Annotated in this window: 18 protein-coding genes and 1 pseudogene; 3 read left to right on the plus strand and 16 right to left on the minus strand. The window is 40.9% G+C overall.

The window, feature by feature from the left end; all coding sequences use genetic code 11:
* Positions 1-112: 112 nt before the first annotated feature.
* Positions 113-1,225, minus strand: coding sequence for an efflux RND transporter periplasmic adaptor subunit (locus ACSX1H_RS11690; protein ID WP_439184142.1), 1,113 nt, complete (start codon positions 1,223-1,225; stop codon positions 113-115).
* Between the two features lie 223 nt (positions 1,226-1,448).
* Between ACSX1H_RS11690 and ACSX1H_RS11695 the strand changes: the two genes are divergently transcribed.
* On the plus strand, positions 1,449-4,100 hold the full coding sequence (locus tag ACSX1H_RS11695; protein WP_439184144.1) for a hypothetical protein: 2,652 nt from the start codon (positions 1,449-1,451) through the stop codon (positions 4,098-4,100).
* A gap of 118 nt (positions 4,101-4,218) precedes the next feature.
* Here the strand turns inward: ACSX1H_RS11695 and ACSX1H_RS11700 are convergent, their stop codons facing one another.
* The 12 genes and pseudogenes from ACSX1H_RS11700 to ACSX1H_RS11755 form a co-directional block, all read right to left on the minus strand.
* Positions 4,219-4,845 (minus strand): hypothetical protein, encoded by a 627-nt coding sequence (locus ACSX1H_RS11700; protein WP_439184145.1) that lies wholly within the window; start codon positions 4,843-4,845, stop codon positions 4,219-4,221.
* Between the two features lie 74 nt (positions 4,846-4,919).
* Positions 4,920-5,144: a hypothetical protein gene (locus ACSX1H_RS11705; protein WP_439184147.1), complete on the minus strand. Its 225-nt coding sequence runs from the start codon at positions 5,142-5,144 to the stop codon at positions 4,920-4,922.
* A 332-nt stretch (positions 5,145-5,476) separates the two neighbouring features.
* Positions 5,477-5,914: pseudogene (locus ACSX1H_RS11710) on the minus strand (DUF6933 domain-containing protein).
* A gap of 202 nt (positions 5,915-6,116) precedes the next feature.
* The gene (locus ACSX1H_RS11715) at positions 6,117-6,320 is read right to left on the minus strand and encodes a GDCCVxC domain-containing (seleno)protein (RefSeq protein WP_439184148.1); all 204 of its coding nucleotides are present in this window, start codon (positions 6,318-6,320) and stop codon (positions 6,117-6,119) included.
* Positions 6,321-6,592: 272 nt separating this feature from the next.
* The gene (locus ACSX1H_RS11720; protein WP_439184150.1) at positions 6,593-7,603 is read right to left on the minus strand and encodes a T9SS type A sorting domain-containing protein; all 1,011 of its coding nucleotides are present in this window, start codon (positions 7,601-7,603) and stop codon (positions 6,593-6,595) included.
* Between the two features lie 367 nt (positions 7,604-7,970).
* Positions 7,971-9,377, minus strand: coding sequence for a class II fumarate hydratase (fumC, locus tag ACSX1H_RS11725; protein WP_439184152.1), 1,407 nt, complete (start codon positions 9,375-9,377; stop codon positions 7,971-7,973).
* An 88-nt stretch (positions 9,378-9,465) separates the two neighbouring features.
* Positions 9,466-10,068, minus strand: coding sequence for a carboxypeptidase-like regulatory domain-containing protein (locus ACSX1H_RS11730; RefSeq protein WP_439184153.1), 603 nt, complete (start codon positions 10,066-10,068; stop codon positions 9,466-9,468).
* Between the two features lie 721 nt (positions 10,069-10,789).
* Positions 10,790-11,242, minus strand: coding sequence for a cupin domain-containing protein (locus ACSX1H_RS11735; RefSeq protein ID WP_439184155.1), 453 nt, complete (start codon positions 11,240-11,242; stop codon positions 10,790-10,792).
* A 178-nt stretch (positions 11,243-11,420) separates the two neighbouring features.
* Entirely contained in the window at positions 11,421-11,879 is a 459-nt protein-coding gene (locus ACSX1H_RS11740) for a cupin domain-containing protein (protein ID WP_439184157.1), read from the minus strand.
* A 153-nt stretch (positions 11,880-12,032) separates the two neighbouring features.
* The gene (locus ACSX1H_RS11745) at positions 12,033-13,106 is read right to left on the minus strand and encodes an alpha/beta hydrolase family protein (RefSeq protein ID WP_439184159.1); all 1,074 of its coding nucleotides are present in this window, start codon (positions 13,104-13,106) and stop codon (positions 12,033-12,035) included.
* Between the two features lie 231 nt (positions 13,107-13,337).
* The gene (locus ACSX1H_RS11750) at positions 13,338-15,842 is read right to left on the minus strand and encodes an endonuclease MutS2 (RefSeq protein WP_439184161.1); all 2,505 of its coding nucleotides are present in this window, start codon (positions 15,840-15,842) and stop codon (positions 13,338-13,340) included.
* A gap of 296 nt (positions 15,843-16,138) precedes the next feature.
* Entirely contained in the window at positions 16,139-16,708 is a 570-nt protein-coding gene (locus ACSX1H_RS11755) for a hypothetical protein (protein ID WP_439184163.1), read from the minus strand.
* 209 nt (positions 16,709-16,917) lie between these two features.
* Here ACSX1H_RS11755 and ACSX1H_RS11760 point away from each other — a divergent pair, with 209 nt between their 5' ends.
* The gene (locus ACSX1H_RS11760; protein WP_439184164.1) at positions 16,918-18,081 is read left to right on the plus strand and encodes a CD0519/CD1768 family membrane protein; all 1,164 of its coding nucleotides are present in this window, start codon (positions 16,918-16,920) and stop codon (positions 18,079-18,081) included.
* 71 nt (positions 18,082-18,152) lie between these two features.
* Here ACSX1H_RS11760 and ACSX1H_RS11765 read toward each other — a convergent pair whose 3' ends face one another.
* Positions 18,153-18,581 (minus strand): hypothetical protein, encoded by a 429-nt coding sequence (locus tag ACSX1H_RS11765; RefSeq protein WP_439184166.1) that lies wholly within the window; start codon positions 18,579-18,581, stop codon positions 18,153-18,155.
* A gap of 10 nt (positions 18,582-18,591) precedes the next feature.
* Complete coding sequence (locus ACSX1H_RS11770) at positions 18,592-19,167, minus strand: RNA polymerase sigma factor (protein ID WP_439184168.1); 576 nt, start codon at positions 19,165-19,167, stop codon at positions 18,592-18,594.
* A 208-nt stretch (positions 19,168-19,375) separates the two neighbouring features.
* Between ACSX1H_RS11770 and ACSX1H_RS11775 the strand changes: the two genes are divergently transcribed.
* The gene (locus ACSX1H_RS11775; protein ID WP_439184169.1) at positions 19,376-19,714 is read left to right on the plus strand and encodes a DUF6249 domain-containing protein; all 339 of its coding nucleotides are present in this window, start codon (positions 19,376-19,378) and stop codon (positions 19,712-19,714) included.
* A 64-nt stretch (positions 19,715-19,778) separates the two neighbouring features.
* Here ACSX1H_RS11775 and ACSX1H_RS11780 read toward each other — a convergent pair whose 3' ends face one another.
* Positions 19,779-20,480 carry a cytidylate kinase-like family protein gene (locus tag ACSX1H_RS11780; RefSeq protein ID WP_439184170.1) on the minus strand — a complete coding sequence of 234 codons (702 nt, stop codon included), beginning with the start codon at positions 20,478-20,480 and terminating at the stop codon, positions 19,779-19,781.
* Positions 20,481-20,740: the final 260 nt, after the last annotated feature.

Below are 20,740 nucleotides of genomic sequence, written 5' to 3' on the forward strand. Positions count from 1 at the left end.
TGTTAGTCATTAGTTACTAATGGGCTCTTGCTGTGCGCTCTCAGCTAGCGCTTACTTTGGCAGAGAACAGAGTGAGCCATGTGACCAGCCGACAGCCACTACTTAGCAGTTTTTACTCATTTACTCGCACCGGCATGCCATCATAGGCACTTTTTACAACAGTTGCCAAAACAGGCGTGTCAGTTGGTAAACCTGTAACAATCGCATAGTCGCTCTGTCGTGTTATCACGTTAACCCGGATACTTTTTAAAGCGTTGTTTTCGACAATGAATAAACGGTTATTGTCATCCACCATTTTACGCGGAATCTTGATGGCATTTTCCAGGGGTTTTTGAGCTATCTCGGCATTCAGGTACATGCCTTCTTTTAGCTCCTGGCCTTGTGTGCGGATAAATACTTTGACGCTTTGCGACTGTTCGTCAATATCGCCACTTATTCGCACGACTTTGCCGGTCCAGCTGCCGGCTATATCCGATGAGCTCAGGTGGGCCACTGTTCCCACTTTTATCTGTTGCATACTGCTTAGCGGAATGGTAATTTCCAAATCGTAATTGGCTGTACTAATCATGGTTCCCAGTTCGGAGCCCGGGCGCACGGCTTTACCAGCTTCTGCCTTTACCGCTGTTACCACTCCCGTAAATGGTGCTCGGATGCTGTATTTTGCCAGTTTTTCTTCACCCGATTTAACCGAGTAGTATTTACTTAAGATGCCTTTGCCCGACAGGTAAAAATGTTCCTGTTCGCTCTGTGCCTTTGGCATCTTAGCCAGTGGTGCATTAACGTCGATTGAAGAAACATATGTTTTCCATAAGGGATAAGCATCCGGATAGTCCGATTTGAGGTCGGGCAGAATAGACGTGGTGAGGGTAATAAATTCACTTTTCTGAGCCAACAGGTTCATGTAAAACTCTTGCTGATCAATCTCCAGCATCAGATCGCCTTTTCGATAGCTGTTTCCTTCTTTAAAACTGCGGGCCGATGGCAAAAGTTGTCCTTCTACCTGGGCTACAATCTCAAAGCGATCGACGGCTCTAAGTTTGCCAGTGCCTGTGTAAAATTGCTCAATGGTTTCTGGTTCAGGATACATCACATCAACCAGCAAGCCGGCCTTTTCGGCACTTGCCTTACTAACCTTGTCTTTTGACGAAGTTATGGCCTTAACAAATACAACTGCTATAATAATAATGACAATAGCAATAGCCAAAGAAACTCCTTTTCTATTCATAGTAGTGTTTATATTTTTTTAATTTGGTTTTTGTACATGACTGTCACGTAAAGATGAGGCATCTTTTTTTGTGTGTTTAATACTGTAACAATGAACAACGAAAAATGATGAATGAAACCGGAATATCAGGTATGATAAAAAAATAGTTCTTGGAACAGTTTTTGATTCGCTTAACTTTGCAACTCCCGGCAGGGTGAAGGTTCTAACCATCAAATACAATGCTATGAAACGATTATTGCTGTTAGTAGGTGTGCTTATATGTGCTCTGAATAGTGTTACCGGACAGATTGATAAGAACGATCCGTTTAAAAAAATGGATGAGCAATACAATGCTCGTCTTCAACAAATGAACCAGGATTATGAAGCGACGCTTAAACGGATGCAGGAAGAGTATGATGCACATCTTAAACAGATGAACATGGCGTTTAAGCGCTACCTGAAGAAGGGATTTACAGAGGTAGACCCTACACCTGCAGAAGTAAAGCCGATTGAGGTGCCCAAGCCCATTGAGCAGCCCGAATTCAAACCCGATATCACGCCGGTGAAACCCAGTGATAAACTGGAACCGGTGGCACCGCCTGCCCCGGTAAAACCAGAGGTGGTCATTGCCGAAGCCGCCGCTCATTCGATTACACCTATTTTTCGCATTCCCGAAGAAGCGGAAGCTTATGCATCAGCTATTAGTGTTGATTTTTTTGGCAGTAAGGCCCCATTAGCGATTGATAAGCGCATGCGCAACTTATCCATATCAGCAGTTAAGCCAACCGCTTTTGCTGCTTACTGGGACGATTTTACGGCCACTTATTACCAGGTGTATATCGAATCGTTGGTCAGCTATGCCGAAGATAAGAATCTGAATGACTGGGGCGTCTATAAGTTGGTGGAACAAACAGCCAGTCAGTTATTTAATGCCAGAAATAGCCGCGCTATGTGGTGTTGGGCCATGCTCAACCAGGCGGGGTATCAGGCGAAAATTGGCTATGCCGGTAGTTCAGTATACCTCTTGCTACCTTTTATGCAGGAAGTATACGAGCACCCATACTACAGCATTGATGGCAGTAACTTTTACCTGATGAGCCATAAGAAGGGCATTGCCAATATGATGACCTACACTGAAAACTTTGGAGGTGCCACCAAAAAAATAGACCTGCACCTGCCATTTGCTCTTAATTATACTGATGAGTCGAATACAGTGGTGCGAAAGACAACACTGCCCAACGAAAAGGAGCCTTTGCAGCTGAACATGGATAAAACGGTAATGGCCTTTTTGGATAGCTATCCGCAAACGGTTAATACAGTGTATTTGAATGCGGCCATGTCGGCCTCGGTGAAGGAAGCATTGTATGAGTACATAACTCCCCGGCTCGAAGGTAAAAGCGAAACACAGGCGGTTACCTACCTTTTGAATTATTTGCATGCATTCGAGTATAAAACCGATCGCGACCAGTTCAATCGGGAAAAGATGTTTTTTCCTGATGAGTTGTTCTATTATCCCTATTCCGACTGTGAAGACCGCACTGTGCTGTTTACGCGCCTCGTAAATGAGCTACTGGGGCTCGATGCCGTGGCGTTGACCTACTTCAGTCACATGGCGGCAGCTGTAGCTTTTTCAGAGCCTGTTGAAGGCTACTCAGTAATGGTGGACGGACGCCGGTATACCATTACCGATCCAACCTACATCAATGCACCCATTGGTTCGGTAATGCCCGAGTACGAAAAGTACACGCCGCTGGCCATTAAGATCAATAATGATAGTCGCCTGAATAATATCTGGCAGATGATAGCCCGCTCAGTGGAGAAGGGCAATGAAGGCAAGATTTTTATCGCCGATCGCACGGTGGCCGATAATGGCAAGTTTATGCTGTCGGGCTGGTTTACAGAGGCCATTACTATCGGCAACCGTGACTATGCAGCCTTTGGTGGAACGCGCGATTTGTGGTTTGCCACCTTCGATCAGGGGGGCTCCTTGGAATGGTTTCAGCCTGTTAGCTGTAGCGATAATCTGTTTACTCAGGCGTTTAATGTTGGTAAAGAAGGAAATGTGTATGCCTTGATTAATTACACCGGCTCTGTAAATATGAACAGACGGGAGCTGGCTCGCAGTCCGAAAGCTGCACACCTTATTCTGGGACTATCTAAAAATGCTCAGCCTATTCTCAGCGAAAACCTCACCTTTGAAGCTCCGGAAGGCAAGAAGCTGGCTTTTTATGGTAAATACAAGGCCGATGGAACCAAGATTGACCTGCTTTCTTTTCCGACTGATAAGGTGAATTTTGAGCCTCGTATTACGGTGGATAGCAAAAATGAAGTGGTTGTACGCGGAGTAGTCGGAGAGATAGAAGGTCTTACCAAGGAGGTACCCATCATGCTGTCGAATGCCAACTTTAGTGCCGAAGATCAAATTGAGGCGAACATGCGAAACTACCAGCAGCTGGATGTGAATCGCCACATGGTGGCCCTGTTTTCTACCTTGCAGTTGCTGGCGCAAAATGGTGGGCGCATCTCGGGGTTAACAGTTCGCAACCTGATGAATAAGTACAATCCTGAATTCTATAAAAACAATCCTGAGGTCTACAAAGGTTTACTAAGTATGCAGTTTGTTGTGAATGATGGTGGAGTGGTAAAAGTTGAAACCTATAAGGGGCGTAATGTTTCATTATTTTCCATGAAGATAAAAAACAACAGCAACCTGCAGATTACCCAGCCGCAGGCCAATTCTTATCTCGTAAAGTGCCTGAATGGGGTGCAGGTAGGTAAGGCCATTGTATGGTACGATTTAAATTCGATTGCCTTGGCACCCAATGGCGAAATGGTTTTTGATTATGACACCGACCATACGAAACGTAAGGTGAGCATTGATGAGCTAATTAACTAAACCTCTAAAGCAGAAATATAAAAATCGCACCTCATTAATGGCTTGCCAAAAGAGGTGCGATTTTTATGTACATGCCTTCATGCCATAGTTGGCAGTTAGCTGTTTTTAAGAATCACCATTATTCTTGTGACTTTTTATTTGATTTTCGTTTTTTGCTACGAGTGCTTTTATCAAGTATCGCAATCCGGTCAATAACCAACTCGTTGGGGATGGAGTCCATTGTAGCATTTTCATAAGTAAACGGCTCATAACCTAACTTTAACCAACTATCGTCATTGATCTTTAATGCATAGTTGGTTTTGTTCGGATAGATATGTAAGCCATAGTCGTAGAAGTAGGTAGTCTTAAGTTTCTTGTATATTTCTTTAACCATTTGTACTGTACATCCAACCTTTAAACCATTTTTTGAAGTATAGGATGGGCAACATAACTCCAGGTAGTCAATTTTGTGGGATTGTTTCCCAACTATAAACTTAAATTGGATGTTTTGCTGATCATCCCGCACAACATAGATTGGCTCATGCTTTCCATTGTTGAAGGAGCCAAAAGGAATGCTGTCGAGCTGTACCGTAAAATAGTGCTTCAGCTTACTGATTGACGATTCTGCATCATCTCCCAGTTCAATGCAGCCAATTCTGTTTTCAGAAAAGGTAGACTCCCATGCTGGTAAATGTTGCTGGGCCAACAGGTTGGCGGAAAGTGAACAGAGTGTTGTGCTTAGTAATAGTAGTAGGTAACGATTCATTATGAGGAATGCAGGTTGTTAAGAAAAATATTCATTGACTGTGTGCCTGATAATCTGTAGAATTATAGTAATTATCACACGGGTTCCTGCTCCTTTTTCCAGACAAGGATACAGACACCACCCCAGGCTATGAGGACCACTATAATTCCAATAAACAATAAGCTTTCTGCTTCTTCCATAGATAAACCGGCAATGGCGAAAAGGTAAAAAGCCCAAAGTGCATCCAACAAAAGCTGACCCACCCAGTAGGCTATTTTGCCTTTTTTACTTAAATATTTCAAAAACAATCTGTCTAACATAGTTGTGTGCTTAATTAATAATTATAGAATCTTTTCATGGCAAAGTTATGAAAATAGTATTTAGCAATATTCAATTATTGATAGTAGGTCCAGTTCACGGTCCGTTGCGAAATTATTTCAACAAATAAGTCATACAAAAAATAGTTCTATTTTATATCGCGCCCGGCGTAGCGACTTGCTACACCTTTGTGTAAAGGAGTTTCGATTATGGGCGAGACATGAAAAAAATAAAACAGTGTAGGTGACTGGTTTAGAAGGGTATAAATCAGATGTTCTGTCTTTATCCATTGAAACCAAAGTGCAGGCACCAATGGATACGCTACTATAGACAATTAGTAATTGTATAATGCTGTTTTTAGTATTTTGCGCATTTCTTCAATTGGAGAAGTCCAAAATCTCTTATTATTAATTGTCAGTTCAATTGGAGTTGTGTTGATGATTCCATTTTCATAAATGACATTCATATCACTTATACTTGCATACTTATATTTGCTGTGATATTTAAAGTTTCCTGCAAAATCGTTTATTCTGCCAATGACTCTTCTGTTGTTGTTTGTTTTGTAGAATTTTAGTCTATGTCCAATAGAAAGCATTTCGTACATATCAATTCCAATTTCCAAATTGTCATAGGCTGATTGTGTTTTAAACCTTTCTTCGAAAATTTAATTTATGTTTTGTAAGTCTTTTTTCATTATTGTATCTATAATGACTGTATAGTGAGTCAAGGCATGAACGAAAATCAAATATTTCTTTCTAGAATAAATGAGCATTCCAATCGTTTGATTTTAGTTCCATACTGTCTGGAGGAAGGTTCTTGTCAATTGTACCAATATAATCTCCAAATTTCTTACTACAATGAACTCGTTTCATAATCAAAAATAGTTATGAATTATATACCTTCCAAGTTGTGTCTAACGGTTCAGTCGGATGGAGTGGACCGTGTTCAATGTATATTCGCTTTCTTTTTTAGTATTAGCAACATTCTTTCCCTTGTTTTGATGGACATTTCACTGTTCCATAACTGCAATATACACAACAGTCACCTTCTAATGGTTTTAAAACTGTTTTGCAGTTCTCGCACTCGCAAAAGAAGTGACAAGCATCCCTTGGCATTGTTTCCTCTTTCTTGTGTCCGCAATTTGGGCATGTTATCGTTGATTGTATTATTACTTTCATTTTTATTATTATGGTTAAGGCGTCTTCATGTTAATTCTGACTAAGGTTAATATAATCGTCGTCATCTTAAGGGTTTAGTAATTTAGGCTTTCTTCAAATTTCACCTGTCCTAATGGATTCTTTTTACATTAGGTGCAGAAATCAATGCGTTTTCAAAAGTATTGATCATCTGTTTTATATCAATACTATAGGTTTATACGGGTATTCGTTAAGTGCATGACGCGTTAGCATCCCAACGGGTGACTATGAATAATGTATATTGGTATGGGCTTTTATTTTCTTATTATTTTAAAATTAATTGAACTATTATTAGTCCTTATTATTTTGACGAAATAAATGCCTGATGTATAATTTGAAAGATTGATTTTATCTGATGTTTTACTCTCAATAACTAGTTTCCCGAGAGAATTATAAACTTTTATCATTTTTACATCTTCATAAGATTCAATGTGCAAGATGGCAGATGTAGGATTCGGAAATACCTTCACATTTAATTTTTGATTACCTTCAATTGATGTAGAAATGCATTCAGAAGTGCTACTTTTAAAAGATGATGTTGCATCAATATTTAACCAAGCTGAAGCACTAAATTGTATATCATCGACAATAACACAAGTCAGATTCGGGTTATTATTGGCTTTAAAGCTATCATTTGGTATATTAATATTATTTCCGTTCTTAATATTTAAGAATGAGATATTTGTATTGTCTACCCAACATGCTATTAAGGAAGAATTATTACTTAAGTCTAGAGATCCTGTAAAATTATTTCCTCCACCAATACCAAAATATATTAAATTAGTCCAACTCGAAAATAAGTCAGTGATGTCTCCTGAAAGTTTATTATTATCCAACCAAAAATTGGTCATTAAAGTTAGATTTGCAATTGAAGAAGGAACTTGTCCAGTTAATGCATTTTCGTCAAGAAATAACTCTGTAAGGTTGATGCAATTTCCCAACTCAGGAGGGATAGTACCAGATAATTTATTTCTCCAAATATTTAACGACTTTAACATTGTAATGTTTCCAATTTCAGATGGAATAGAGCCTTCTAACAGATTATTGGGCAAATCAATTTCGGTTACATGATCCTCAACCACGGTAATGCCAAACCATTCAGAAACAGGTACCATGGTATTCCAGTTTGTATTTTGTTTCCAATTTGAACCATTTGTAGAATTGTATAATGCGATTAACGCCTCTCTTTCAATTTCTGAAACTTGTGAGTGTATTGGATTTACAAAAAGAAATAATGTTAAGACTAATAATTGTGCTTTATTCATAATTTATGGTTTAAGGGATATAACATTTTTATTCATAGTTGGTTATTAAATACTTAATGCTGACTAATTTAAAAATAAATATCATTATTTAATGGGTTATGCTTTTTTACTTTCACCTGTCTTAATCCCTCTTTTTTACCTTCGCTTCAGAAATCAATACTATAGGTTTATTTGGGGAATTGCCGCTAATGGTTGGTATAAGAATAGTGGTTGCCTGAGTTGCCCTTTTCCTCTAAATTATCAGAAAGTTAAAATGGGCCTAAAAAGCTTTTAATTTACTGCAATCTAATTGATTACTAGATATTGTTACAAGCTTATTTTTGCCTGTTTCTAAATATAGTGTGATTCTTAAGTGTTAAAACATCAATTAGTCCATTGCTCCACACATATCTTCCGGTTTCACCCATTCATCAAATTGCTTATTGGTTAAAAGGTTAAGTTCAATCGCTGCCTCCCGTAATGTTTTATGCTCCGCATGTGCTTTCTTCGCAATTTTAGCGGCATTTTCATAACCGATGTGTGAATTAAGAGCCGTTACAAGCATGAGGGAATTTTCAAGATGTTTGTTTATCACAGGGGTATTGGCACGAATACCTGTTACACACTTATTATTGAACGAAAGGCAAACATCACCAAGCAAACGGGCCGATTGCAATACGTTAGCGGCAATAAGCGGTTTAAAAACATTTAATTCAAAGTGGCCGTTTGAACCACCAATGGAAACTGCCACATCATTTCCCATTACCTGGGCACACACCATGGTTAAGGCTTCAGTTTGAGTAGGATTAACTTTTCCGGGCATAATAGATGAACCCGGTTCGTTTTGTGGTATAATAATTTCACCAATACCGCAATTGGGACCAGAGCTCAACATACGAATATCATTCCCTATTTTCATCAACGAAACCGCACAACGTTTCAATGCGCCTGATAACTCAACCATCGCATCATGACTGGCAATAGCTTCAAATTTATTTGGCGCACTAATAAATGGGATACCGGTGAGTTCAGCAATTTTTTGCACCACTAATAAATCATATCCTTTTGGTGTGTTGAGACCTGTGCCAACAGCGGTTCCTCCCAAGGCTAACTCACGAACCATTTGCAACGCATTTTTAATGGCCCTGATACTATTAATCAGTTGCTGTTCATAACCTGAAAATTCTTGCCCTAAGGTGAGAGGCGTAGCATCCATAAAGTGTGTACGTCCCACTTTAACAATGCTTTTAAAAGCTTGCGACTTACTGTGCAATGTATCCATCAGTGCATGGATTGCCGGAATAGTATGATCCATTACCATCTTATAGGCCGCTATATGCATAGCAGATGAAAAAGCATCGTTGGACGATTGTGATTTATTCACATCATCATTGGGATGAATATACAATACACCTTCGCCCAAATGATTACCCAGCAACACGTGTGCCCGATTAGCAATCACTTCGTTTATGTTCATATTGGATTGCGTACCCGAACCGGTTTGCCATATTACTAGGGGAAACTCATTATCATGTTTGCCGGCAATAATTTCATCACATACATTTATTATCAGCTCTTTTTTATCGGCTGCCAACACACCTAATTCATGATTTGTTATCGCCGCTGCTTTTTTCAAATAAGCAAAGGCATGAATTATTTCGATGGGCATTGAGGCTTCCGGACCTATTTTAAAGTTATTGCGAGAACGTTCCGTTTGAGCCCCCCAATAACATTGAGCCGGTACCTTTACTTCACCCATTGTATCTTTTTCTATTCTATAATCTGGTTCATTCATCTTTTTGTTTTTGATTAGTTAATGGTGCCTATTTGTGGGTGCTTGCGAACGCAGGGCTTTATGTAGTATTGTTGTAAAGCGTTATGTTTTATAGATATTCTACATCTGTTCGGATTTTATTTCTCCAATTAGTTTCAAATTTCTTGTCCAATAATTCAAATATTCCCTCATTATACAGCTTAATACATTCATCAATAGGTGGTGTACAGCCAAAATCATAAAATTCTACACCATATTTCTTCTCAAATAATTTGTCTTCAGGTGTATTTGCTATTGGTGCAATAGAACCGATAATTAGTAATTTTGCCATCCCATTTTTCCAATCATTGTCAGCTTGTTCTTTGCTATATTCACAACTTGCTTCTATTACTAATGTTGTATCATTGATTGTTTTAGTTGTCTCAACTTCCAATAGTTGCCTATCATATCCAAAAGCAGAAATTTCAAGTCTATAGGTTTTATTCAGTTCTAGATTTTCAAATTGGAAATATCCTAAACTGTCTGCCATTACCATTCGGTCGATAACAGGTCTATCTATATTGAGTATTTTGATATAGACTTCCGTAATTGGTCTTAATTGTGAGATCGAAGACTGAACACGTCCTTTTATTTTTGATTGTCCTGTTGCAGTATAACTGAACATTGGACCAAAGAATAATATTAGTAGTAACCTTGTCAGTTTAGTTATCATCGTTAATTCTATTTTTCTAACGGATTGTAGGAGTGCTTTTCAGTTAGGCCCGATGTATTGACCCGGATTACGTGAGCGTTATTTCATGCTACATATTACCTCTTGATTTTATCTCAGTTCGAATGGCTCTGATGTTATTAAAGTTATTAATGAGAATAGGCAAAAGAGCTATGGGAACTGCAATTAATGGTGTCATACCTTGTTTAACTAGCTTAGTTCGCTATTATCGCAACTGCCATATAAACAATCCCATCCTTTATTTCGCTCTAATGAGCACTTTAAGTTACAATAATTAACAACATGATTATTGTTTGGTGGTAAGTTATTAACAGAAAAAACACTCCACTTTACACACCAAAAGGGGAGGTAGTGTTATCAGGTTTTGGTAGTTGCCATTTTCCTATTCAGCAGTTATACTGCTTTTGCTATGTTGGAATGTAAGGGCCGTTTGCGTCTCTGCAGATAGTCATTGTGCCATTGTAGCCTGCCATTGCCTGTATATAAATGCCGTTTGTTTGGCTGTCAACAGCCATTGTTTCAGTGTAGATGGTTATTGCTCGAGTTCAGGAGGCGATTGTTTGGGCGCAGGTGACGATTGATTGACTGTATCTGCAAAAATATCTCCATCGCCTTCGGTGCTTTCTCCTGAGGCCGTTAATCTGTGCGATAATTCTACCTTTAGGGAGAAACACGAAAGGAGAGGGTCTGTAGCTATTTTTTACTAATCGTTATACGACCAAATTTTATCCTGTCCGGATGTCCCTTCAAATAACTCAATCTGCTTATCGGCGGGCATAAATACAACATCCGGAAAGACATTTGTTCCAACGTCTAAATATTTTAGTGTTTCACTATCTGAGGTATTCTTCAATTGATGCACCCCCTTTTCTCCGGCCGGAAACCTTAAAATGTCGCCCGGCTTAACCTTCGATACGCCATTTTCTGTTACGACCTCTCCATGTCCCTCAGTAATATAGAAAACCTCTTCGTTGCAAGTATGAAAGTGAAGTGGCCAATTGGCTTTCCCGGGCGGGATTTCATAGACATCGCAATACAACTTATTGACGTGCTCAGCATCAATTAATTTCTTTCTGCAATGTTCTATTTCCTCGGCCTTCGACCAGGTGTGTCCTTTTACTTCTTTTTCATTAACCAGTAGTGTTTTATGCTTCATAGTTTTGTGGTTTTTTTCATTGAATAGTTTATTTAGCTCAACAGCTTTCTTGTTTTGTAGCGAACGAACCATGCAACAAGAGGTTGCATGGCTTACGTGAGTTATGCACTTTAGGCTTGTGTTTTCATAGCAGGTGCTTAATTACCCAAACGGTCAAACCAGGAGCTATCTGATTGTTTTATTCTGTCCACATCTTCGTTCCCTCAGCCAGCAAGCCGTCTTCAACGCAAAACTGCTCCAACGATCCTTGTTTATTCTGAATGCAAAGAAAGGATAGTGGCGAATCAGAATTGTTTCGATAAATTCTTTTTCCTTCGGGAGCAATTCGTATGACAGTGCCTTCGGAGACGTCAAAAACCGAATCGTCCACTTGAAATTGGCCTGAGCCTTTTAATATTACATATACTTCTTCATTGTTTTTGTGCTGATGAAAAAAGGGCATTTCAGCATGAGGAGGCAAGGTGGTGAAAGATATTTCGGCACTGCTGGAGTTTAACTGTTCGCCAACAAACACTTTCCCTTTTATTTCTTGATGAGTTTTCGGATGGATATAGGTGTAATCCTTAATGTCATCCAGGTTTCCTATATCAACTGCTGAATGGTTAACGCCTTCTGACTTTGTTTTTAGCTCTTTCATTTCTATGGATTAAGGTTAATATTTAAAATGTTATTTTGAAGTTCATGGTGACCACCGTTATGCGAAATGCAAAACTTGGCGCAAGGTCATTGAGAGGGTCGAGGAGCAGGGTTTCCCATAGAACCTTCATTGTATGGAGAAACCCTTACTTGTTTAAAATTTGTATCCGGCCTTTTGGATATCCTGCAGGTTGTTAAATGGTTTCTCTGGCTTCAGGTGCTGGTTCATGTGCTTGTATATCTTCACCCGTATCTCCTTGGCTTTTTTGGTATCCATTCGGTCAAACGAGTGACCGCCCGGCACAGCCTGGTATATTTCGTAGTCGAACTGTTTATTATCGGCTTTCAGCGATTTAATCAGGTGCTCCACCTCCAGCACATGCACATCGTTATCGTTGGTGTTGGTGTGTATAAGCAAGGGGGTGTTTTTAAACTTATGAGTATTCCAGGCCGGTGAGCGCCGGCGGTATTCTTCCACATTGTGGTGGGCCGACTGGCCAATATGATAGTCGGCCTCATACAAGGCCCGGTATTCGTCGTCGTAATATCCCATGCGGGCTACCAGGTCGCTCACCGGAACGCCGGCATAAGCTACCGCATAATCGTTGGGGTGCTCAAAAATATTGAAAAGGGTGATTAAGCCACCGTGGCTCCAGCCCATAATACCTACCCGGTTTTTGTCGATAAAAGAATAGTTTTCGAGCATGTAGTTTTTACTGGAATATACATCCTCTACTTCCAGTCCACCATAATCAATCTTCTCGTAGTGGCCTTTACCATAGCCTGTACTGCCGCGGTATTCGGCGGCTACCACCACATATCCCTGGCTTACCAGCTCGCGCACAATGTGCGTGTAGTAGGTCGTAAAATCGGCATGAACGCCGCCATGGGGTAGTACCATCAGCGGGTATGTTTTATTCGTATCCAGATTTTTGGGGAAGAAGAGGTACGACCAGAATTTTACCGGATTGCCTGCACCCAGTGCTGTGGGGTTTTTCTCTTTCCATTTAGGCGGGCCATACATGTACACTTTATCAACATAGGCAATGTCGCCCAGTCGCTCATGCCACATCAGGTCGTCTACCATTTTTTCAAGTCGGTCGAGCCGGTGACGCAGGTTTTCATCATTGGTTTGCAGAATGCTTTCAAGCGTTGTGTTCTGGCTAAAGGCCGATGACGCGAATGCCAATAGCATCAGCATCAGGCTGAGGGGAAGAAGATGTTTCATAGTTTAGCAGATTTAGTATTTGAACTCTAAGAAATAAAAAAAGGCACTTATCAACAATGATAAATGCCTATAATTATTATCAGGTATAATTCAATCCTTCAAGTAGGTGTATTTTCCCCTTGGCGAAGGGGGATGAATTATACAGATATTCTGTGAGAAAGCATCCGGCGGGTGAGGGGCCTGCTTGCCTACCTTATGAAAGGCGGCTACCGTCCTTCTTAAGAACTCCCGTTACCCGATTTCAACAATGGTGATGCCACTGCCTCCATACTGCACATGCTCATCGCGAAATGAGCTGACAAAAGGCAGTGTATCCAGCTGCTCTCGTATCATCAGGCGCAGGATGCCGTTGCCTTTACCATGCAGTATTTTCACCTCCGACACTTCGCAAATAACCGCTTCGTCCAGGTGGTTCAAAACCATCTGTATGGCTTCCTCCGCCCGTTTGCCGCGCACGTCTATATCCGGTTTAAAATTCAATTTGCGCTCTCTTACTTTATCACCTACATTAGATATGGATGCGGTCGGATTAGCAATGTTTGCCCGTTTAACAGCATTACCGGCTACTTTCTCCAAGCGATTCATTTTGACGGTGGTACTCAAGCTGCCAAAGGCTACTGTAGCCTCGTTACCTTGAATTTTCATGACCTCACCCGGGGTGTTTTGGCCTTTGAGCTTCACATTATCTCCCACCTGTATGGGCGTTTCTACCTTTTTAGGGCGCAGCTTGGCCGCTACCTTTTCCTCATCTGCCTTATTCTTTTGGCGGTTGGCCTTGCGTTTTTCCCGCTCCTCAATCTGACGAATTTTTCGCTCTATCTGCTCATCTTTCTGCTTTTTGTCGCTTGCCAGCTCTTTAAAAGATTCCAGTTTCTGACGGGCCAGCCTGGTTTTTTCCTTATTGGCCTGAGTTTCTTTAATGGTGCGGATGGTATTTTCTATCTCCTTATTGGCGTTCGACAGCAGGTGCTGTGCTTCTGCTTTAGCCTGGTCAAGTATTTCTTTTCGTTCGTTTTTGATGTTCTGCAAATCCAGCTGATAGCGTTCCAATACATCCGCCAGTCTTTTTTCGTTGATGCGGATGGTGTTCCGTTTCTGCTCCCAGTAGCGCTTGTCGCGCACAATCTCGCGCAAGTTTTTGTCGTAGTCCACATGTTCTTGCCCGATTTTCTCTTTGGCACTGGATAAAATATTTTCGGGTAGGCCTATTTTTCGGGCTATTTCAAAAGCAAAGGAGGAGCCCGGTTGGGCAATTTGCAATTTATACAACGGCATTATCCGGCCGGTGTCGAAGAGCATGGCTCCGTTTTCGATGCCTTCGGTGAGCGAGGCCATGTGTTTCAGGTTCGTATAGTGCGTCGTAATAACACCGTATACTTTCTGTTTATTCAGTTGCTCCAGCACACTTTCAGCAATGGCGCCACCCAGCATGGGTTCCGTTCCGGTACCAAACTCATCAATGAGTATCAGTGTTTCCTGCTGGCTATACCGTAAAAAGAGTTTCATGTTAAACAGGTGGGAGCTGTAGGTACTCAGGTCGTTTTCGATGGACTGCTCATCCCCCATATCCATAAACAGGTGCTTGAAAATACCCATTGTAGAACCTTCATCAACCGGCACCAGCAAGCCGCACTGGAACATGTACTGCAGCAGACCCACTGTTTGCAAACAAACGGATTTACCACCCGCATTGGGCCCCGATATCAGCAGCAGACGCTGTTTGGGATCGGATAATTCAATAGTTAAGGGCACTACTTCTTTATTAACAGCTTTATGCTGCAGGTAGAGGAGCGGATGCACGGCATTTCGCCAGTCAAAATTCTGCTGATTTTTATAGTTGGGCAGCAGGGCATTAATGCTGATGGCAAAGCGCGCTTTAGCCCTGATGAAATCAATGGTACCCATAAACTGGTAGGACTGCAGTAAATCATCAATGTATGGGCGAATCACATTGGCCATTTCAATCAAAATGCGCGTCATTTCTCTGCGCTCCGCATATTCGAGCTCGCGCAGTTCGTTGTTGATCTCCACCACTTCGGCGGGCTCAATAAAAGAGGTCTTACCGGTGGCCGACTCATCTTGTACTATACCTCCCAGTTTGCGCTTGTTTGCCGCCGGAACAGGTATAACAGCTCGTCCGTCGCGAATAGAAACGGTTACATCAGCATCCACCAGGCCGTCTTGTTTGGCCCGTTTCAGGATGGCGCTTAGCCTGCGCGATATGCTGTTTTGTTTGTTAAATATCTCTTTACGGATGCGGGCCAGCTCGGGAGAGGCGGTGTCTTTAATTTTTCCGAATTTGTTGAGTATACCGTCTATGTTATCTTGTATAAACGGATAAACGGCCACTTCGGCTACCAGTTCCTTTAGCTTGGGGTAGTCTTCCTCTTCTTTTTTGTTGAAGAATCGACAAATATCATTGATAGTGCTTAAGGAGCGTTTCAGGTCGAACAGTTCACTTTCGTCCATAAATCGCCCTTCTGTCCGTATCCGTTTCAGCGGTTCCCTGACATCTATAAAATAGCCGCTGGGGAAATTATCTTCCTCCAGGCAGACACGCTTGAATTCGTTGGTGCGCAATTGGTTGAGTTCAATCTCCTCAAAATTGGTACTAAAGTTCATAGCATCAACCACTTCACGCCCTAAGCCGCTCATGCAGCTTTCTTTAACCAGTTCACGTATGCGGGTAAACTTTATTTTGTCTTCGAAACTATCCGGATATATCACTTCTCTCATTTTGTGCAAAAATAACAAAACACCTTCGCTTTATGAAAGAAGCAGTGGCAGATAAGTACTTAATTGAAAAAAAAGTGTTAAAATTCTTTTTTTTTCATCTTGTCTACTTGACACCCTGCTATTATGGGTGTAATTTAGCTTTCGAATCTAATATTTACACGGCTCTCCTGGTCCCCAAATATAGAAACATTCGGATGTGTGTGAGGTTTAGGTTAGAATTTTTTTTCTTAGAATGTTTCTTTGCCTGTCTCCCCAGACAGGCTTTTTTTTGTGCATTCCTTACTGGAAAATTGAAATCAGGGGTTTAAAGCGCTGTTTGCATACTGTTCAAGCGCTGTAAAAAGGGTTAGCGGGGATTGTGTGCGCCATTTTACACTGTTGAGCTTTCCGCCATACAAGATGTAATAGTTGAGGTTTATTTTGTCAAACTCTTCCAGTACGTGCTGCCTGAAATTAACAGCCATTATCCAGCCATCATCAAGATCGTTGAACCAGTCTTCGTAATAGGAATCATCCGAATAATGAAAGTTGAGCACATTTTCACCAATTAATATAAACTTATTGATGCCCAAAGCTTCCATATTTTCGATCACTGTGCGTTTGAGGTGCATGATGTCATTATAGAGACAATCATTCCATTCGCCCATTAGTTCAATAATGGCAAACTGTTTCTCGTAGCTAACAAATAGTACTTTCAGATAGAGTGTATTGGACCCAAACTCGTCCCAATTAGGATGGATGTAATGATTGTAGATGGTATTTCGACATAAAAACTCATCATACACCTCTCCATAGAAAAGCGAGTGGGGATCGGTATGAGCCTGATAAAGTGTTTCCCAGCGTTTAAATGGTTCAATGTTTTGCATTTGGTACTCTTCTGTAGTTTTTTTGTGAGCAGCAAATTTAATTGATATGCTGCAGTTTGCGTAGCCTCGCCCATGTTTTAATGTTAAAAAGTGCGGATGAATCATTAAAAAACCTTGATTTATTTCATGAAAAAAATCTTTAAATGGTGATTTTCGTCTTGTTTTCGCGCTGAACCCATGTCTATTTTTGGACGGTAAAACAAGACAAAATGAGTGCGTTAAAAAAATTAAAGGAACGAGGTTATCTTGAACGACGCCGCTACGAGGCGCTCTTCTTCTTATTATTCTTTGGAGCCTTTTTTGGCTACCTTGGTCATGTAATGGGTGTGACCAACCTGCTTAATACATTAATGCGTACAGCCCACGACTTGCTGATGAATACGGTGTTTTTTATTATGGGGATTACCGTATTAACCGGGGCTTTAGGGCGTTTAATGATTGAGTTTGGGGTGGTTCGATTGCTGGAAGTGTTGCTGGCTCCTCTGATGCGACCACTTTTTAATCTGCCTGGAGTGAGTGCGCTGGCGGGATTGATGACTTTTTTCTCGGATAACCCGGCTATCATCAGTTTATCTAATGACAAGAACTTCAGTCGGTATTTTAAAACGCACGAACTGATCTCTTTAACAAATTTCGGAACCGCTTTTGGAATGGGATTAATTGTACTGGCTTTTATGACCGGACTTGGCTATTTTTCGGGGGCGATGATTGGTTTAGCTGGCGCAGTGATAGGCGCAGTCATTTCTACCCGACTGATGCAATACCTCATAAAAGGCTGTATCCCTCCAGACAGAACGATTGATGGGGAAGGCGATGAGGAAAAAATATCTTTTGAATCGAAAGGAAGTACTTTTCAGCGTTTTCTAAACGCTATGCTTGATGGTGGTAAATCAGGTGTAAATCTTGGTCTGGCCATTATTCCCGGAGTGTTGGTAATTAGTACCATGGTAATGGTTATTACTTTTAAGCCGGCCGATGCGGCTATTGGTTACCAGGGCCTGGCCTATGAAGGAGTGCCGATTTTGCCCAAACTGGCTGGCTCTATCGACTGGCTGTTTGAAGCATTGTTTGGCTTCGAGTATCCAGAGTTGATTGCTTTTCCTGTTACTTCATTGGGGGCTGTGGGTGCAGCTTTATCTATGGTGAAAGCTTTTATTGCTCAGGGTATTGTAGGTGGCAACGAAATAGCCGTATTCACAGCGATGGGAATGTGTTGGAGTGGTTACTTAAGTACGCACACCGCTATGCTCGACACACTCAAGTTTCGTGAATTAACCTCAAAGGCTCTATTGGCTCACACAGTGGGAGGATTGTTTGCCGGTGTTTCAGCTCACTACATTTTTGTATTACTAAGTTATTTTCAAATAGTTTAATCAGTTCGAAATATTTTAATAGCAAAGGGCGAATCATCACGATTCGCCCTTTTATTTTAGATGTATATCTGTTAAATATTGGCCAGCCGGTTAAAGAAACGATCAATGCCAATAAGTATGATGATGCCGGCGGCTGTAAAATAAACGATGGACGGCATCTTCTGCATGGCAGTGCTTATTGTCCCAAGGTTGCCCGATAGCTGGGAGAAGTCGATAAAGGAGTTGTTGGAGCTTATTTGGTTCCAGTAGTTAATAATAACCGAGGCATCGAATAAGAAACTGATAGCCAGCAGGGCCGCAAAACCCCCGATTATCCACCAACGGTTGTTCTTATTAATTATGGGCTGATAGTCAATTGCATTTTCAGTCCAATCGCTAAACACCCGGTTCATTGTTTCTGTTTTGATAGATTCAGGTGCTTCTTCTAGACTAAAATCGTTAAACAGATTTTTAATCATCTTATCCGTTTCTTCGGCGCTATGTTTGTTTTCTTTATTCATGACCTCTCATCTAAATAAACGACTTCAATTCTTCACTCAGTAATCGTTCCAATGCACTTTGTAATTGCTTTCTGCCTCTGTGCAGCTTAATCTTCACATTGGACTTGGACAGGCCCGTCGCTTTTTCTATTTCGTCAATACTGAGTTCTTTATAGTAGTAAAGAATAATAACAAAGGCATCATCTTCCTTAAGAGATTTCAGTGCTTTTTTCAAAATGAGCTTCCGCTCTTGCTGCTCTAGTCGGTTAAGGTTATCGCTAAAGTTCAACAGGCTCTGTTTATCTGCTTCCGGGCTATCCAGTGATTTTGTTTCGGCTTTTCGACTCCTTAGTTTAGAAATAGCCGTGTTATAGATAATCCGGTAGAGCCAGGTCGAGAATTCAGCATCTCCCTTGTATTTGTTGAGTGACCGGTAGGCCTTAAAAAACGCATCCTGAGCCACTTCTTCAGCTTCCTGATGGTTTTTAACAATGCTGTTAGCCAGTGTATAGGCCATGTGCTGGTACTTATCTATCACTTGCGAAAAGGCACCAACATCGCCAGCTCGTATCAGCTTAACTAGTTTTATGTCGCTTGGGTCACTCATTCATCAAATAAGACGCCACCGTGTAGCGGTAGGTTACACTTTGTTTTGTAATTTACTCTTATTCGGTTTTAATGGCAAGATATATAGTTTTTTACAGTGTTTATTGAGTGAATAAAAAATTTTGTAACCGCTTGGCGATGGTTGGCGTCCAATAGGTGAACGCTCCGGGAGAGAAGTTGAAAATGTAAAATAGTTAAAATATACAATTATGGAAGAAGTATTAGTACCCTTAGTCTTTTTTGGAAGTATTGCGGCCGTTATTATTTCCTTGTCGTATTATCGAAACAGGCGCATGGAACGCACAGCATTGATTGCAGCAGGCAAGGAGGCATCGATATTTGATTATGGTAAGCCCAAACATTACTTAAGCTTAAAGTATGGTATGTTACTAGTAGGTGTTGCGTTGGGTATCATTGTAGGCAATAGCATTAGCCAGAATTCAGGCATGCCCGAAGAAATGGCGTTTTTGTCGATGATGTTGTTGTTTGGTGGCGCTAGTTTGGTATTGTTTTATATTATACAGAAAACGCTGCTTAAAGATGAATAAGTTTGCTATGGAAATAAGCACCAGTGGCCGTTCATTTATGAACGGCCACTGGTGCTTTATGGGTTTATACAAACCTTCTGGTTTCGGCTATAATAACCAGTAGTTCGAGTATTTCATCGTCGCTTAAAGCGCGGCAATTCAATTTGGCATCAAAGAAGTCAACATCCTGTCGGCCTTTTTCGAAATAGTCACGAAACATCGCTCTCCTTTTGTCTTGAATGAGGCATTCTTTTTTCGCTTCGCTTAAACTCATGTGCTCTTCTTCGGCCACAACTTTAGCCCGCCAGTCCAGCGGTGCTTCCAGTTTAATATGAAAGGAGCGATCAATGCTTTTGGTAATGGCTTCGCCGGCTCGTCCAACAATTATAACGTAGCCCTGTTCGGCCTCGTCATAAATATATTTGGCAATGGTATTTTTGATGGTGGCGTTACCAGGGTAGAAGTCTTCGCTGAAAAATAGTGCCAGGTCTTTAAAAAAACTGCTGTGTTTGTAGTCACTTAACTCTTTCACCAGGGAAGATGACAGTTTTAACTCTTTGGCCGATTGCTCCAGTATTTCTTTACTAATCCACCTCCACTGTTTGTTTTCTCCGCTTGCATGGCTTTTATCGGTTAGAATTTCAGAAAGCTTTTCGGCTATGCGTTTACCATGGCAACCATATTCTCTCGAAATAGTAATAACAGGCCCCGGTATCCCCACCTTTTTAGCAGGTTTGGCTTGCTTTCCTTCCCGTGTACCCATGTATTTCAAAAACAGATTATCCATCGTTCAGTCTTGGTTAGTTACACGATAAAAGGTACAAAGTTTTGCGTAAAAAGGAAAGGACTGAAGGAAAGTTATGAAAAGAAAAAGGACAGATTGAGAAACCTGTCCTTACCCTTAATCAGTTCGTTAACTAAATCCAAAATCTATGAAAAAAAATCTACAGTACAAATGTAGGGCATATAATAGTGAAGAAGTCTCAATCATCGTTAATCCTTGTTAAAGGAAATTGTGTTGGGTTTACACAAAAGAAAAAGGACAGA

Origin of the sequence: Carboxylicivirga taeanensis (assembly GCF_051851475.1) — a bacterium.
Lineage (GTDB): Bacteria > Bacteroidota > Bacteroidia > Bacteroidales > Marinilabiliaceae > Carboxylicivirga > Carboxylicivirga taeanensis.